This is a genomic window from Micromonospora sp. II, assembly GCF_001709195.1.
Taxonomy (GTDB): Bacteria; Actinomycetota; Actinomycetes; order Mycobacteriales; family Micromonosporaceae; genus Micromonospora; species Micromonospora chalcea.
Map to the genome: position 1 here is coordinate 907,254 of NZ_LYXF01000024.1, position 12,322 is coordinate 919,575.

The 12,322-nt window shown below is 75.7% G+C and carries 14 protein-coding genes; 4 read left to right on the forward strand and 10 right to left on the reverse strand.

Annotated elements, in window-relative coordinates; translation table 11 throughout:
- Positions 1–28: 28 nt before the first annotated feature.
- From A8711_RS15800 to A8711_RS15815, 4 genes are read right to left on the reverse strand one after another with little or no spacing between them, the layout of a single operon-like run.
- Positions 29–1,450: a hypothetical protein gene (locus A8711_RS15800; RefSeq protein ID WP_069088629.1), complete on the reverse strand. Its 1,422-nt coding sequence runs from the start codon at positions 1,448–1,450 to the stop codon at positions 29–31.
- An 8-nt stretch (positions 1,451–1,458) separates the two neighbouring features.
- The gene (locus A8711_RS15805; RefSeq protein ID WP_069088630.1) at positions 1,459–2,004 is read right to left on the reverse strand and encodes a hypothetical protein; all 546 of its coding nucleotides are present in this window, start codon (positions 2,002–2,004) and stop codon (positions 1,459–1,461) included.
- A gap of 12 nt (positions 2,005–2,016) precedes the next feature.
- Positions 2,017–2,568, reverse strand: coding sequence for a hypothetical protein (locus A8711_RS15810; RefSeq protein WP_069088631.1), 552 nt, complete (start codon positions 2,566–2,568; stop codon positions 2,017–2,019).
- Between the two features lie 47 nt (positions 2,569–2,615).
- Positions 2,616–4,316, reverse strand: a complete 1,701-nt coding sequence (locus A8711_RS15815) for a sugar ABC transporter permease (protein WP_233607799.1) — start codon at positions 4,314–4,316, stop codon at positions 2,616–2,618.
- 114 nt (positions 4,317–4,430) lie between these two features.
- Here A8711_RS15815 and A8711_RS15820 point away from each other — a divergent pair, with 114 nt between their 5' ends.
- A complete protein-coding gene (locus A8711_RS15820) occupies positions 4,431–5,360 on the forward strand; it encodes a diacylglycerol kinase family protein (RefSeq protein WP_064445870.1) in 930 nt (309 codons plus the stop codon).
- A gap of 5 nt (positions 5,361–5,365) precedes the next feature.
- Here A8711_RS15820 and A8711_RS15825 read toward each other — a convergent pair whose 3' ends face one another.
- Together A8711_RS15825 and A8711_RS15830 are read right to left on the reverse strand one after the other, a co-directional pair.
- Positions 5,366–5,626 carry a hypothetical protein gene (locus A8711_RS15825; protein WP_064445871.1) on the reverse strand — a complete coding sequence of 87 codons (261 nt, stop codon included), beginning with the start codon at positions 5,624–5,626 and terminating at the stop codon, positions 5,366–5,368.
- Complete coding sequence (locus tag A8711_RS15830) at positions 5,623–6,021, reverse strand: DUF2267 domain-containing protein (protein WP_069088632.1); 399 nt, start codon at positions 6,019–6,021, stop codon at positions 5,623–5,625. Before A8711_RS15830 ends, A8711_RS15825 begins: the two co-directional genes overlap by 4 nt.
- Before the next feature lie 135 nt (positions 6,022–6,156).
- Here A8711_RS15830 and A8711_RS15835 point away from each other — a divergent pair, with 135 nt between their 5' ends.
- The 3 genes from A8711_RS15835 to A8711_RS15845 all read left to right on the forward strand — a co-directional run bounded on the left by A8711_RS15835 (position 6,157) and on the right by A8711_RS15845 (position 9,051).
- On the forward strand, positions 6,157–6,909 hold the full coding sequence (locus A8711_RS15835) for a dienelactone hydrolase family protein (protein WP_069088633.1): 753 nt from the start codon (positions 6,157–6,159) through the stop codon (positions 6,907–6,909).
- A gap of 60 nt (positions 6,910–6,969) precedes the next feature.
- Positions 6,970–8,268, forward strand: coding sequence for an aromatic acid exporter family protein (locus tag A8711_RS15840; protein WP_069088634.1), 1,299 nt, complete (start codon positions 6,970–6,972; stop codon positions 8,266–8,268).
- A 69-nt stretch (positions 8,269–8,337) separates the two neighbouring features.
- Positions 8,338–9,051 carry an RraA family protein gene (locus A8711_RS15845; protein WP_069088635.1) on the forward strand — a complete coding sequence of 238 codons (714 nt, stop codon included), beginning with the start codon at positions 8,338–8,340 and terminating at the stop codon, positions 9,049–9,051.
- Between the two features lie 5 nt (positions 9,052–9,056).
- Here the strand turns inward: A8711_RS15845 and A8711_RS15850 are convergent, their stop codons facing one another.
- From A8711_RS15850 to A8711_RS15865, 4 genes are read right to left on the reverse strand one after another with little or no spacing between them, the layout of a single operon-like run.
- Complete coding sequence (locus A8711_RS15850; protein ID WP_043323860.1) at positions 9,057–9,683, reverse strand: response regulator transcription factor; 627 nt, start codon at positions 9,681–9,683, stop codon at positions 9,057–9,059.
- Positions 9,680–10,897 carry a sensor histidine kinase gene (locus A8711_RS15855; RefSeq protein WP_064445876.1) on the reverse strand — a complete coding sequence of 406 codons (1,218 nt, stop codon included), beginning with the start codon at positions 10,895–10,897 and terminating at the stop codon, positions 9,680–9,682. The genes A8711_RS15850 and A8711_RS15855 overlap by 4 nt, the downstream gene beginning before the upstream one ends.
- A gap of 9 nt (positions 10,898–10,906) precedes the next feature.
- A complete protein-coding gene (locus A8711_RS15860) occupies positions 10,907–11,359 on the reverse strand; it encodes an ABA4-like family protein (protein WP_064445877.1) in 453 nt (150 codons plus the stop codon).
- Positions 11,356–12,288 carry a hypothetical protein gene (locus A8711_RS15865; protein ID WP_064445878.1) on the reverse strand — a complete coding sequence of 311 codons (933 nt, stop codon included), beginning with the start codon at positions 12,286–12,288 and terminating at the stop codon, positions 11,356–11,358. The genes A8711_RS15860 and A8711_RS15865 overlap by 4 nt, the downstream gene beginning before the upstream one ends.
- Between the last annotated feature and the right edge of the window lie 34 nt (positions 12,289–12,322).

Below are 12,322 nucleotides of genomic sequence, written 5' to 3' on the forward strand. Positions count from 1 at the left end.
GCGCCCCCGAACCCAGCGTCGGCGCGGCCTAGCCCGGAACCTGTCCGCATATCGAGACGGGCGGGATCACCTCCTGGTTGCGGTAGACGTCGGCGCTCCAACTCGGCCCGCTGGTCGCCGCGATCGGCGGGATCCGGGGCGCCCGGGACGGGCTGAGCAGGCTGAGGAACTTGTTGATCACTTGGACGACGGGTTCCAGGATGCGGTAGCCGATGCCGAACCTCGCCCGTACGCCGAGGCCGACGCCCCGGCACACCGCGTACGGGGCGCCGAGCGCGGACCCGATCGTGGCCCCGTACGAGGTGACCAGCTCGAACCAGATGCCGGCGGTGAACAGGAACGCGCTGATCCCCATGGTGAACCGCACGCCGTGCCGCACGACCAGCCCCATCACGCCGACCGGCACGCCGGTGAGCGAGTCGAGCAGGCTCACCCGGCGCGCGAAGCCCTCCGTCACGCGCGACCCCACCTGGCCGTTCGCGTAGCCGAACCCGAGCTTGCCGGCCAGGGCGTACTCGCCGGAGCCGCGGAACGTGCCCAGTTTCGCGCCGAACGCGGTGGCCACCTCCAGCGTCTGGCTCACCGTGAACGACAGCGGCAGGCCGGCGACCAGCCCGATCGGGAACGCGATGTCGACCGGGACCGGGAACGTCCTGCGGTGGTTCTGCCCGCCGTCGACGCCGGCGGTGAAGTCCACCTTGATGCCGAAGCCGCCGCCGAGCTCCAGCTCGGCCCGGGTCACCTTGCCCGCGCCGATGGCCAGGTGGAACGACGCGGCCGGGCGGCCGACTGTGAGCGTGACGGTGCCGGCGAGCCGGACGCCGCCGTCGTCGTACGTGAAGTGCGTGCCGACGCCACCGGCGCAGCAGAACGTCCGTACCCGGTAGCCGTGGGCGCTCGCGGCGGCCTGCCCGCCCGGCGCGGGCGGCGGCTGCGCGGGCGCGACGGCGAGCGGCCGGGATCGGCCGAGCGTGCCGCCGGCCGCCGCGGCGTCCCGGGTCCACGACGGCTCACCTGCCACGTAGACGGTCGGCTGGTCGAGGGTGACGTCGTCCCCGCCGAACGTGCCGTCGCGGATCACCTCGGTGAGTGTGACCGGGCCGATCGTGACGACCAGGTCGCCGCCTTCCTCGGCCAGGTCGAGCACCCGGCCCACGCCGCGTCCGGTGAGGAACATGACCCGGCCGGGCGCGAGCCGGTCGGCGTCGCGCGCGCCGGGGTCGAGCCGCCAGGTCAGCCCGTCCGGGCTCACCGACCGCACGGTGCGGCTGCCGCCGCCGACCAGCACCACGTCCGGTTGCAGCGTGACGTCCTTCCCGGGCGCCGGCGCCTGCCCGTACCGGGGCTGCCCGTCGTCGGCCGCGTCGGCCGGGCCGGGCGTGGGGCCGCCGCAGCCGGTCACCGCCAGCAGCGCCGCCACGCCGGCCGCGAGCAGCCGACGGCCGCGCACCGGCCGCCTCACATCCGGCCGGCGACGGTACGGGCGAGCCGTTCCAGCGGCGCCCGGTTCTCCTGCGGGTCGTTGAGCCGCACCAGCCGCACCGCGACCCACAGGTCGCCCTTGCGCAGGAAGAACGCCTCCGCGGTGAGCAGGGCCTCGTCGGCAGTGCCGGCCAGCTCACGGATCTCGTGCTCGAGTTGCCGCTCGATGTCGAGGTACTTCTTGGCGCCGTCGCCCACGAACACCTCGACCTGGGCGGTCGGCCCGCTCGTCGGCCCCGTGTAGGTGCACGACTGCCCGGCGGCGACCGGCTCGTCGAGGGGCGTGCCGGCGAGACGTTCGGCGTCGGCCTTGGACACCAGCGCGCAGGCGTCCGGCCCGGCGACGTCGTCCACCGGTTCGGCGCTCGGCTCGGCCGGCGCCTCCCCGGTCGGGTCCGCGACCGGCGAGCCCGCGCCGGGCGCGGCGGCACCGGCGGCCGGCGGTTCGTCGCCGCCGCAACCGGCGGACGCGGTGAGCAGGATCGCGGTCAACGCGAGCGCGATCAGTCGACGGGTTCGCATGCCGGCCCCCGCTCAGGCCGGGATCGCGTCGAGCGTGCGGCGCAGGATCTGCTCGTTGCCGGCGGTGCCGCCGCCGAAGCTGCTGATCGTCACCGTGTACGTGCCCTTGCCGTCGATCAGCACCGCCTCGCCGCGCACGTCCTTGACCGCGAGGTAACCCCGCTCGCCCCGGTCCAGGTCGACGACCTTCTCGTACTGCTGGCCGGCCTGCTCGTGCTGGTAGTCGTAGGTGGCCTTGCCGGCGGTGGCCGAGGCCGTGGTGACCGCCAGCTGGGCGATGCCGTCGCCGAACGAGCAGTTGCCCTCGTCGCGCAGCTTCCGGTCGACCAGTTCGGAGACCTGGGCGGCGGTGAACGGGCACGGCGGTCGCACGTCGTCCACCGCGCCCGCGTCGGTGTCGCCGCCGTCCTCGCCCGCCACGGTGTCGGCCGCGCCTCCGTCGAGCACGTCGCCGCCGGAGTCGCACCCGGCCGGCGCGAGCAGGGCGAGCAGCAACAGGGGCAGCGCCAGGCGGGCGCGGTGGAGACGGGCGGTCCGGGCCGGTGTGAGCGCGTCAGTTGCCATGCCTGCGACGCTAGGCGCGACGTCACCGCCGGTAATCGGGGGTTTCCCTATGCGGTGACCTTGGCGGCAGGCTCGCGCGCCCCGGTAGGCGGCGCGTCCGGGCCGCCGCGCCGCCCCACCCGGACGGCGAGCCGATCCAGGTAGCCGACCATGAGCGCGACGAACAACACCACGAACAGGATCAGCATGGGCAGCGGCAGGACCAGGCCCAGCGGAAGCTCGCCCCCGGCGCCGAAGGCGCGGCCGGCGATCATCTGCACCAGCGCGGGAGCGGTGAGGCTGTCCGGGCCCCGGCCCACGAGCATCGACCACAACGGCGACTGGGCGTGTGCCAGCCAGGTCGGCAACGCGGTCACGGCCAGCATCGGCAGCGCCGGCAGCAGCAGCGTACGGCCGGCGCCGCCGCCGGAACGCCACCGCTCGTGCTGGCCCCGGAACAGCAGCGTGAACGCGAACAGCGCGGGCACCGACAGCCAGGTCGGCGGCACCAGGCCGAGGAACAGGCCCAGCTGTTCGCGCTCCGTCGTGCGTTCGAAATTGGCGATGGCCAGCGGGCCGGCGCCGACGAACAACCACGGCGCGAACGGCACCAGCAGCAGCTCGCTCCAGCGCCCCAGCGGGCGCAGCGCGCCGATCCCGAACCCGGCCAGCGCCGCGACCGTCACCGCGACGAGTGTGGACAGCAGCGGCGGCACCCAGGTGTTGGCGAACAGGTTCGCCGTGTCGACCCCCTTGGGCAGGGGCCCGGTGTCGGCGGAGAAGTTCCGCAGCCACGGCAGCGACGCCCAGACGGTCACGCCGAGGACGACGACGAGCGCGACAGCGGTCAGCCCGACGAGCAGCGGCCGGCGGCCGGTGAAGGACTCCGCCTCCCGGACGGCCGGGCCGTCCCGCCAGCCGTCGAACTCGATGCGCAGCCGGGTGGCCAGGATGAGCGCCACCGCGGCCATCCCGAGCAGCCCGAGCAGCACCAGCAGCAGCGTCGACGTGGCGGACCCGACACCGAAGCGCATCGTCCGGAAGGTGGTCTGCACGGCGGTGAACACCGGCGTCGCAGTGGATTCGCCGCGCGGCCCGCCGCCGGTCAGGATCACCGGGGCGGTGTAGGTCTGCAGGGCGGCGGCGAGGACGCCCAGGCCGAGCAGCCCGCCGACAGTCAGCATGGCGGGCGCGGGCCGCTGGTCGGGGTCCCGCCGGCGCAGGGCGCTCAGGTACAGCGTCGCGGCCACCGCGACGACCAGCCCGAACGTCACCTGTGCCAGCGCCGAGACGAGGAACGTCCGGGGGGACTGCAGATCCTGGGTGAGGGTGCCGTCCTCGATGCCCTCGGCGCGCCGGCCGAGGTACACCGCGACCGGCGCGTACGCGGCGAGCGGCAGCGCCAGCACGCCCCGGGTGACCAGGCGGGCGACCCGGCCGGCCCGGTCGGCGAGGACGGCGAGCAGCGGCGCGGCGAGCAGCGCCACCGCCAGCGGGATCAGGGCGAGCAGCACCGCGAACCCGACCTGCCCGGCGAAGCCGGAGGTGAGGGCGGCCTCGTAGTTCGCCGTACCGGCCGACTCGCCCGAGCCGCGCGGCCCGTCACCCTGGAAGCTGCGGGCCACTGTGGACAGGGTGGGCAGGACGTACGACCAGACCCAGGCGATCACGGCCGGGACGATCAGCGCCAGCCCGATCAGGGTCTGCGCCGGGCGGTTCGGCTGGGTGTGCTGGGGCGCTGGCGCCTGCGGTGTTGCCGGCTGATTCATCGGGACATCCACCCTCGAAGATCGACGATCACGGCCGTCGCGACGGTAACCGATGCCGTCCACGTCGGCAGCGCGACCGGACCGCTGCCGGGCGGGGCGGCTACTGTCGCAACCGTGCGGAGCAAGCAGGAGCTGACCACGGCGATCCGGGGACGACGGCGGGCGGCGCTGGTGGTCAACGCCCACTCCCGCCGTGGCCGGCGGCTCTACGACACCGTCCACGCACGCCTGCGCGCGGCCGGGTTCACGCTGCTCGGCGCGTACCCGGTGGACCGGCCCGGCGAACTGGACCGGGTACTCGCCGAGGCCGCCGACCTGGGCCCGGACCTGCTGGTCACCGGCGGCGGCGACGGCACCGTCGGCGCGGCCGCCCGGCTGCTGGCCCACCGGGACGTCGCGCTGGGTCTGCTGCCGCTGGGCACCACCAACAACTTCGCCCGCACCGTCGGCGTGCCGCTCGACCTGGACGCCGCGATCGCGGTGCTCACCGACGGCAAGGTGATCGACGTCGACCTGGGCCTGATCGGCGACACCCGGTTCACCAACCACGTCGGGATCGGGCTGTCCGCCGACATCATGCAGGCCGCGCCGCCGGGGCTGAAGCGGGCCGCCGGGCGGCTCGCGTACCCGATGACCGGGCTGGGTCTGCTGGCCCGGCACCGGCCGCTGCGCGTGACGGTCCGCGCCGAGGGACGCGAGCACACGTTCACCACCCATCAGGTGTACGTGGCAAACGGCGGTTTCCACGCCGGCCGCCCGATCACCGCCGACGCCACCGCCGACGACCGGCTGCTGGTCGCGTACCCGGTGGGTGGGCCGACCCGGCGCGGGCTGCTGCGCGAGACGGCGCGCAACGCGGCGGCCGGCCACCGCCGCACGCTCGGCGACGAGCCGTTCCTGGCGGTACGCCAGCTGTGGCTGGACACCGACCGGCCGGCCCGCATCGAGGTCGACGGCGAGCCGTACGGGCAGACCCCGGTCCGGATCGGTCTGGACCCGAACGCGCTGCGGCTGATGGCCCGGGCGGACAGCCCGGACCACTGAGCCGGTCAGGCCCAGTGCTCCTCGTCGGGCAGCGGGATCTCCGTGTTCTGCTCCACTGCGTCGGCGGCGGTCAGATCGTCGCGCACCGACTCGCCCAGGCCCGCCCGGTCGCTCGGCGGGCGCAGCACGCCCTGCTCGGCCAGGTCCGCCTCGCTCGCCTCGGGCACCGCCCTGTCGACCGTGTCGGGTGGCCCGACGAGCGTCTCGTCCTGCCGCTGTTCCTGCGCGTCGGCCTCGGGCGGGCGGCGCAGCGCGTCCTCGCTCACGCCGTGCGCCGCACGTACGGGGCGCTCCGGTCGGCCACGTCGCCGTACTCGGCGGGAAGCTGCGTGACGACCTGGGCGTACGCGGCCGGGTCGACGGCGTCGCGCAGCACGTCGAACACCGCCGTGATGCCGTCGCGGGCGGCGTCCACGTCCACGTCGGCGCGTCCGCTGACCCGCTCCACGAACACGTCGAGCCCGAACGGCTCGGCCGCCTCGGCCGGGCCGAACGCGTAGGCCCGCAGCGCCTCGGGCAGCTGGTCGGCAAGGTCGCGGGCCTCCCCACCGTCGATCCGCTCGGCCAGCGTCGTCAACGTCGCCCGGGTGATCGCCGTGGCCTGCTCCGCGGACGCGCCGCACCGCCGGGCCACCGCGCCGATGAACTGATCCTGGTCCATCTCGCCGCCTTCCTCCGCTGGGATTGCCGGATTCCCACGCTGGACGTCGGCAAACGGGTCGCGAGCCCGAGGCGCCGGCGCCGCCGGGCCGGGGGTAGCGTGCAGCCCGGAACCCGCAGCAAGGAGGCCCCGACAGTGCAGCCGACGACCGTGGACGTGCCCACCCCCGACGGAACGGCGGACGCCTACCTGGCGCGGCCGGACTCCGGTGGCCCCTTCCCGCCCGTCCTGCTGTTCATGGACGCCTTCGGGCTGCGGCCCCGGGTGGCGGAGATGGCCGCGACGATCGCCGAGCGCGGATACGTCGTGCTGGCGCCCAACCTGTTCCACCGCGCCGGACGCGCCCCGCTGATCGACCTCGGCGCGCTCGCCGACGACAGCCGCCGCGGCGCCCTGTTCGAGAGCATCGGGCCGATGATGGCCGCGCTGACGCCGGAGACGGTGGCCCGGGACACCGCCGCCTACCTGGACTTCCTCGCCGCCCAGCCGGACGTCGCGCCGGGTCCGGCGGCGATCACCGGGTACTGCATGGGCGGCATGAACGCGCTGCGCGCGATCGAGGCGCTGCCGGACCGGATCGCCGCGGCGGCCGCGTTCCACGCCGGGCGGGTCGTCACCGACGCGCCGGACAGCCCGCACCTGGGCCTCGGCGCGGTGAGCGGCGAGCTCTACTTCGGGCACGCCGACGCCGACCCGTCGATGACCGCCGAGCAGATCGCCGTGCTGGAGAAGGCGCTGGACGCGGCCGGTGTCACCTACCGCTCCGAGGTCTATCCCGGCGCCCGCCACGGCTACACCCAGTCGGACACGCCGATGTACGACGAGCAGGCCACGAAGCGGCACTGGGCCGCGTTGTTCGACCTGCTCGACCGCACCTTCGGGCGCTGATCCGGGCGCCGGCCGGGCCGGGCGGACGATTCACCGGCACGGGGGCGGGTAACCGGCGACATGGCCGACCGCCCTCGCGACACCGTCCGCTCGCCCCTGGACCGGGTGGTCGAGCGGGGCGGCAGCGCCCTCGCCCGGGCCCGTGCCGAGGGCGGCATGGCCAGCCGGAACCGGATGCGCCAACTGGAGATCACCTTGGTGATCTCCGCGCAGGCCGGGCTGGCCGCGGCGCTCGCCGCGCTGCTCGCCCAGTGGCTGCTCGGCTCCGGCGGGCACGTCTTCGCCCCGGCCGCCGCGGTCGGCACCATCGCCACCGCGATCGGCCAGCGGGCCCGGCGCACGTTCGAACTGCTCATCGGCGTGGGCCTCGGCATCGTGGTCGGTGACCTGCTGCGCGCCCTGCTCGGCAGCGGCTCCTGGCAGACGGGCCTGGTGGTCACGCTCGCCATCGCCACCGCGCTGCTGGTGGCCGGGCGCGGCGGCGCGCTGGTCGGCCAGGCCGGTGGTACGGCGGTGCTGATCGCCACGCTCGCGCCGGTGCAGCCCGGTCTGGAACTGCCCCGGCTCTTCGACGCGCTGGTGGGCGGGCTGGTCGGCCTGTTCGTGGTGGCGCTGCTGCTGCCGGTCAACCCGATCCGGGTGCTGGGCAAGGCGGTGGAGCCGGTGACCGCCGGGCTCACCGCGCAGCTCGACGCCGTCGCGCACGCGCTGACCCGGGGCGACGCCGACGAGGCTCAGCGCGCGTTGGAGGACCTGCGCGGACTCGAGCCGGACATCGGGCGGCTCAACGACGCGCTCAGCGGGGCCGAGGAGGTGGTGACCATCGCGCCCGTCCGCTGGCGCCGCCGGGCCCAGTTCCACAGGTACGCCGAGGCGACGCAGCACCTGGAACGGCTGGTGCTCTACGCCCGGTCGATCGCCCGGCGCTCCGCCACCGCGTTGCAGTACGACGAGCCGATCCCGCCCGCGCTCCCGGACGCGGTGGTCCGCCTCGGCGCGGCCACGCGGGAGCTGAACCGGGCCTGCCGCGGCGGCGACGACGAGGACCTGGAACGCACCCGGGAGTTGGTGCGGGAGGGCGCGGAGCTGGCCGGACGCGCGTGGTCGCAGGGGGTGCGCACCTACGGCGAAGCGATGATCAGCGACCTGCGGACCGCGCAGAGCGAGCTGCTGCGGGCCACCGGCTGCCGGGCCGAGGACGCCAACGGCAGCGTGCGCCGGGCCGCCGGCGCGGGCGAGGCCGAAGCGCGCCCGCCGATCCGGGCCCGGATGAGCCGGCCGGTCCGGCGCCGGGTGGCCGGGCGGGGCGTGCCCGGTCGGCGCCCGGACATGTTCCGCCCGCCGACCCGCGTCGGCTGAGCGCCGCCGAAGGCCACCGGGCGGCAACTGGCACCTGCCCCGGCCGGTCCGGCTCGTTAGCGTCGGCCCATGGACACCCGTCACGCCGCCCTGGTCGCGCGGTTCGCCGCGCTGACCACCGCTCACGTCGCCGACGCCTGCCTGCGCGCCGGCGTCGAGGTCCGGTGCGCTCCGGCCGCCGTACGCCCGGTGCTGCCCGGGCGGCGGCTTGCCGGGCCGGTCCGCCCGGCCCGGCACGTCGGCAGCGTGGACGTCTTCCTCGAGGCGATCGAGCGGGCCGCCGAGGGGGACGTGCTCGTCGTCGACGACGGCGGGCGCACCGACCGGGCCTGCGTCGGCGACCTGGTGGTGCTGGAGGCGCGGGCCGCCGGGCTGGCCGGCCTGGTGGTGTGGGGCGCGCACCGCGACACCGTCGACCTGGTGGCGGTCGGGCTGCCGGTGTTCAGCCGCGGCGCCACCCCGAGCGGGCCGCTGGAGCTGGACCCGCGCCCGGACGGGGCACTGGAGCACGCCCGGGTCGGGTCGTTCACCGTCGGCCCGCGGGACCTGGCCCTGGCCGACGACGACGGCGTGCTGTTCGTGCCCGCCGACCGGGCCGGGGACCTGTTCGGCCTGGCCGAGTCCATCCGGGACACCGAGCGGCGGCAGGCCGACCGGATCCGGGCCGGCGAGTCGCTGCGGTCGCAGGTCGGCTTCGCCGCGTACCTGACGGCCCGCGCGGCCGACCCGGCGCTGACGTTCCGGGCGCACCTGCGCGCCGTGGGCGGCGCGATCGAGGAGTGAGCCGCTCAGCCGCCGCGCGCCCACAGCGCCAGGCGTACCCGGTTGGGGCTGCCGGTCTTCGTCATCAGGCTGGTGATGTGCGTCTTCACCGTGGTCACGCCGATGTGCAGCCGGTCGGCGATCTCGGTGTTCGACAGTCCATCGGCCACCAGGTCCAGCACGTCCCGCTCGCGGGCGGTCAGCTCGGCCGCGCGCCGGGGCGCGCCGGCGCGGGCGTGCACCGCGCGTTCGACCAGCCGGCGCAGGATCTCCGGGCTGAACGGGCTGTCCCCGGCGGCGGCGCGGCGGATGCCGTCCAGCAGGTCGGCCGGGGGCGCGTCCTTGAGCAGGAAGCCGCAGGCGCCGGCGGTCAGCGCCGGGTAGAGGTGGTCGTCGTCGCCGAACGTGGTGAGCACCATGATCCGGGTGGCGGGCCGGTCGGCGAGGATCCGGCTGGTCGCGGTGATGCCGTCGACGCCGGGCATCCGCAGGTCCATCACCACTACGTCCGGCCGCAGCCGGGCGGCGAGGGCGATCGCGTCCCGGCCGTTGTCGGCCTCGCCGACCACGTCGAGGTCGGGCTGGGCGTCGCAGAGCATCCGCAGACCGGCCCGGATGAGGTGCTGGTCGTCGACCAGCAGCACCCGGATCACGCCGGCTCCGGCGCGCCCGCGCGGGGGCGGGGCGTGTCGGGGGCGGGCCCGGCCGCCGGCAGCACGGTCCGTACCCGCCAGCCGGACCCGGTGGGCCCGGCCTCCAGCCGACCGCCGAGCACCTCCACCCGTTCCCGCATGCCGACGATGCCGTGGCCGCCGCCGGAGGGCACCCCGGCCGGCGCCGCGCCCCGCCCGTCGTCGGACACCGCCCAGTGCACCGCGCCGTCCTCGACCGACACGGTCAGCTGCGCCCGCGCCGCCGCGCCCGCGTGTTTCGCCACGTTCGTCAACGCCTCCTGGGTCAGTCGCAGCACCGCCTGGCCGCGTACCGCGTCGAGCGCGCCGACAGCCGGGTCGACGTCGGCCTCCACCACCACGCCCGCCTGCCGGGCCCGGTCCACCGCCGCGCCGAGCGCCGCCGGAAGCGCCGACGGCTCGATCGCGGTCAGGGCGGCGTCGCCGCGTACGCCGTCCGGGTCACGCAGCACCGCCACCAGCCGCCGCAGGTCGGTCAGCGCCGCCGTGCCGGTGGCGTGCACGTCGTCGAACACAGCGCCGACCCGGGGGTCCAGGTCGGGCAGCACGTGCCGGGCCACCCCGACCCGCAGCACCATCGACGCGACGTGGTGCGCGAGCACGTCGTGCAGTTCCCGGGCGATGGCGCCGCGCTCGTCGGCGCGGGCCGCCCGGCTCTCCGACTCGCGCCGGCGCCGGTCCGCCTCGGCCCGCTCCTCGGCCTGCCGGCTCAGCTCCCTCGTGGTCCGCACGACCAGCCCGAGCAGCAGGGGCAGGCAGACGGTGACGGCGAGCCCGAACAGCCCGGTCAGCGCTGTGCGGACCGGTTCGCCGATCAAATTGGTCAGGTCGACGGCGGCGAGCAGCCCGGCGCCGAGCCAGATCGTGCGCGGCCGGGTGGCCCGCATGGTCAGCTCCAGCAGCGCCCAGCTCGCGCCGACCTGGTTGATCATCACGTCGTCGACCAGCGGGAACGCCGCCGCGAGCAGCGCCGACTGGAGGAGCAGGTTCAGCAGCGGCCGGCGGTGGCACAACAGCGCCAGGAGAAACGCCGGGACCGCCAGCGCCCACTGCGTTCCGGTGGGCCCGGGGCGGCCGTGCACGCCGACGACCAGGTAGCCGATGCCGCTGAGATCCAGCAGCAGGATCCGCGCGAGCGTGTCGCGTGCGTCGAACAGCCGACCGACCCAGCCCACCGCGTCAGCCTAGGCAACCGGGGCGGCCGGGGCCACCGCGTTGGCTCGCCGCCGCCGGACGGCGCGCAGTCCGAGATGGACGGCCAGCCCGAGCGGGCCGAGCAGGACGGTGAGCAGCAGCACCGGAGCGGTGAGCAGGGCCGGCAGCCCGCGCTCCCGCGCGTCCTGCCAGATCCACCGGCCGACGAACAGGTCGAAGGCGATCATGTGGGCCCAGGCCGCCGCCGCGCCGTCTGCGGTGCCGAGCAGGTCCCGCAGCCCGTCGAGGGTGGGCGCTGTCACCACCGGCAGCACCGTTCCGAGCGACGGGAGCACGAGGACGGCGTAGACCAGCAGCACCGGCGCGACGATCAGCGGTGAGCCGACGATCCGGGCGGTCCAGGACCAGCGCGGCGCGAGGATCATCAGCGCCCAGAACGGGGCGGCGAGCAGGAACGTCAGGTCGAACAGGATCCCGGTCATCCGACGAGCACCACCCCGGCGCGGCGGGCCCGGCGCGCCAGCACCAGCGCGGAGGCGGTTGCCGTGGCCGCCACCAGCACTCCCGCCGCGGCGAGCGTGAGCGCGTCCGGGGCGAGCAGCGGCTGCCCGCGCAGGGCCTGGGCGGTCACCAGCAGCGTGAGTCCCGCGTACGCGGCCCCGCCGACGAGCACCAGCCGGGCCCGGGTCAGCCCGTCCAGCCGCCGGCCGAGGAACCGGTCGAGCAGGATCGCCAGCAGCGGCAGCGCCTGCAGCGCGTGCATCCCGACGAAGTGCCCGACGCGCAGGTCGCCGCCGGTGGTGCTCCAGCCGAGCAGCGGCAGCCCGGGACCGCCGTCGGGCACCCCGACGCTGTGCGCGCCGCTGATCCCGGCCGGCGCTCCGGCGGGCTGCCGCATGACCATCGGGAACGCGACGACCATGCCGAGCAGGGACACGGCGAGGCCGAGCCGTACCGCGTATCCGCCGGCGCGGTCCGCGAGCGACCGGCGGGACAGCACGACCGCCAGCACGAGCTGGGCGGCGAACAGCACGGTGATCGCCGCGCCCATGACGCTGTACAGCATCGCGTCCAGTGTCGTGGCGCCGTTGAAGTGGCTCGCGGTGCCGCGCAGCACCTGGCCCACGATGATCGTCATCTCCAGCACCGCCATGGCCACGATGAGTGTGGCCGCCCGCTCGGCGGCCCGGCTGCGGCGCGGCAGCAGGGACAGCATCCAGGCCAGCGTGACGCCGTAGAGCACGAACGAGATCGCGAACTTCAGCGGCTTGGCCCAGATGGGCGCGCCGGTCAGCACGCGCGGGTCGGCGACGACGCCGACCGCGGCGACGACGGTGAGCACCGCCATCGCGGACACGAGGAGCATCAGGGGGCGGTGCCATCCGGCCGCCCGGTTCCGCACGGTAGTCATGCCTGTAGATGCTGGTGGCGGACCGGGACCCGCG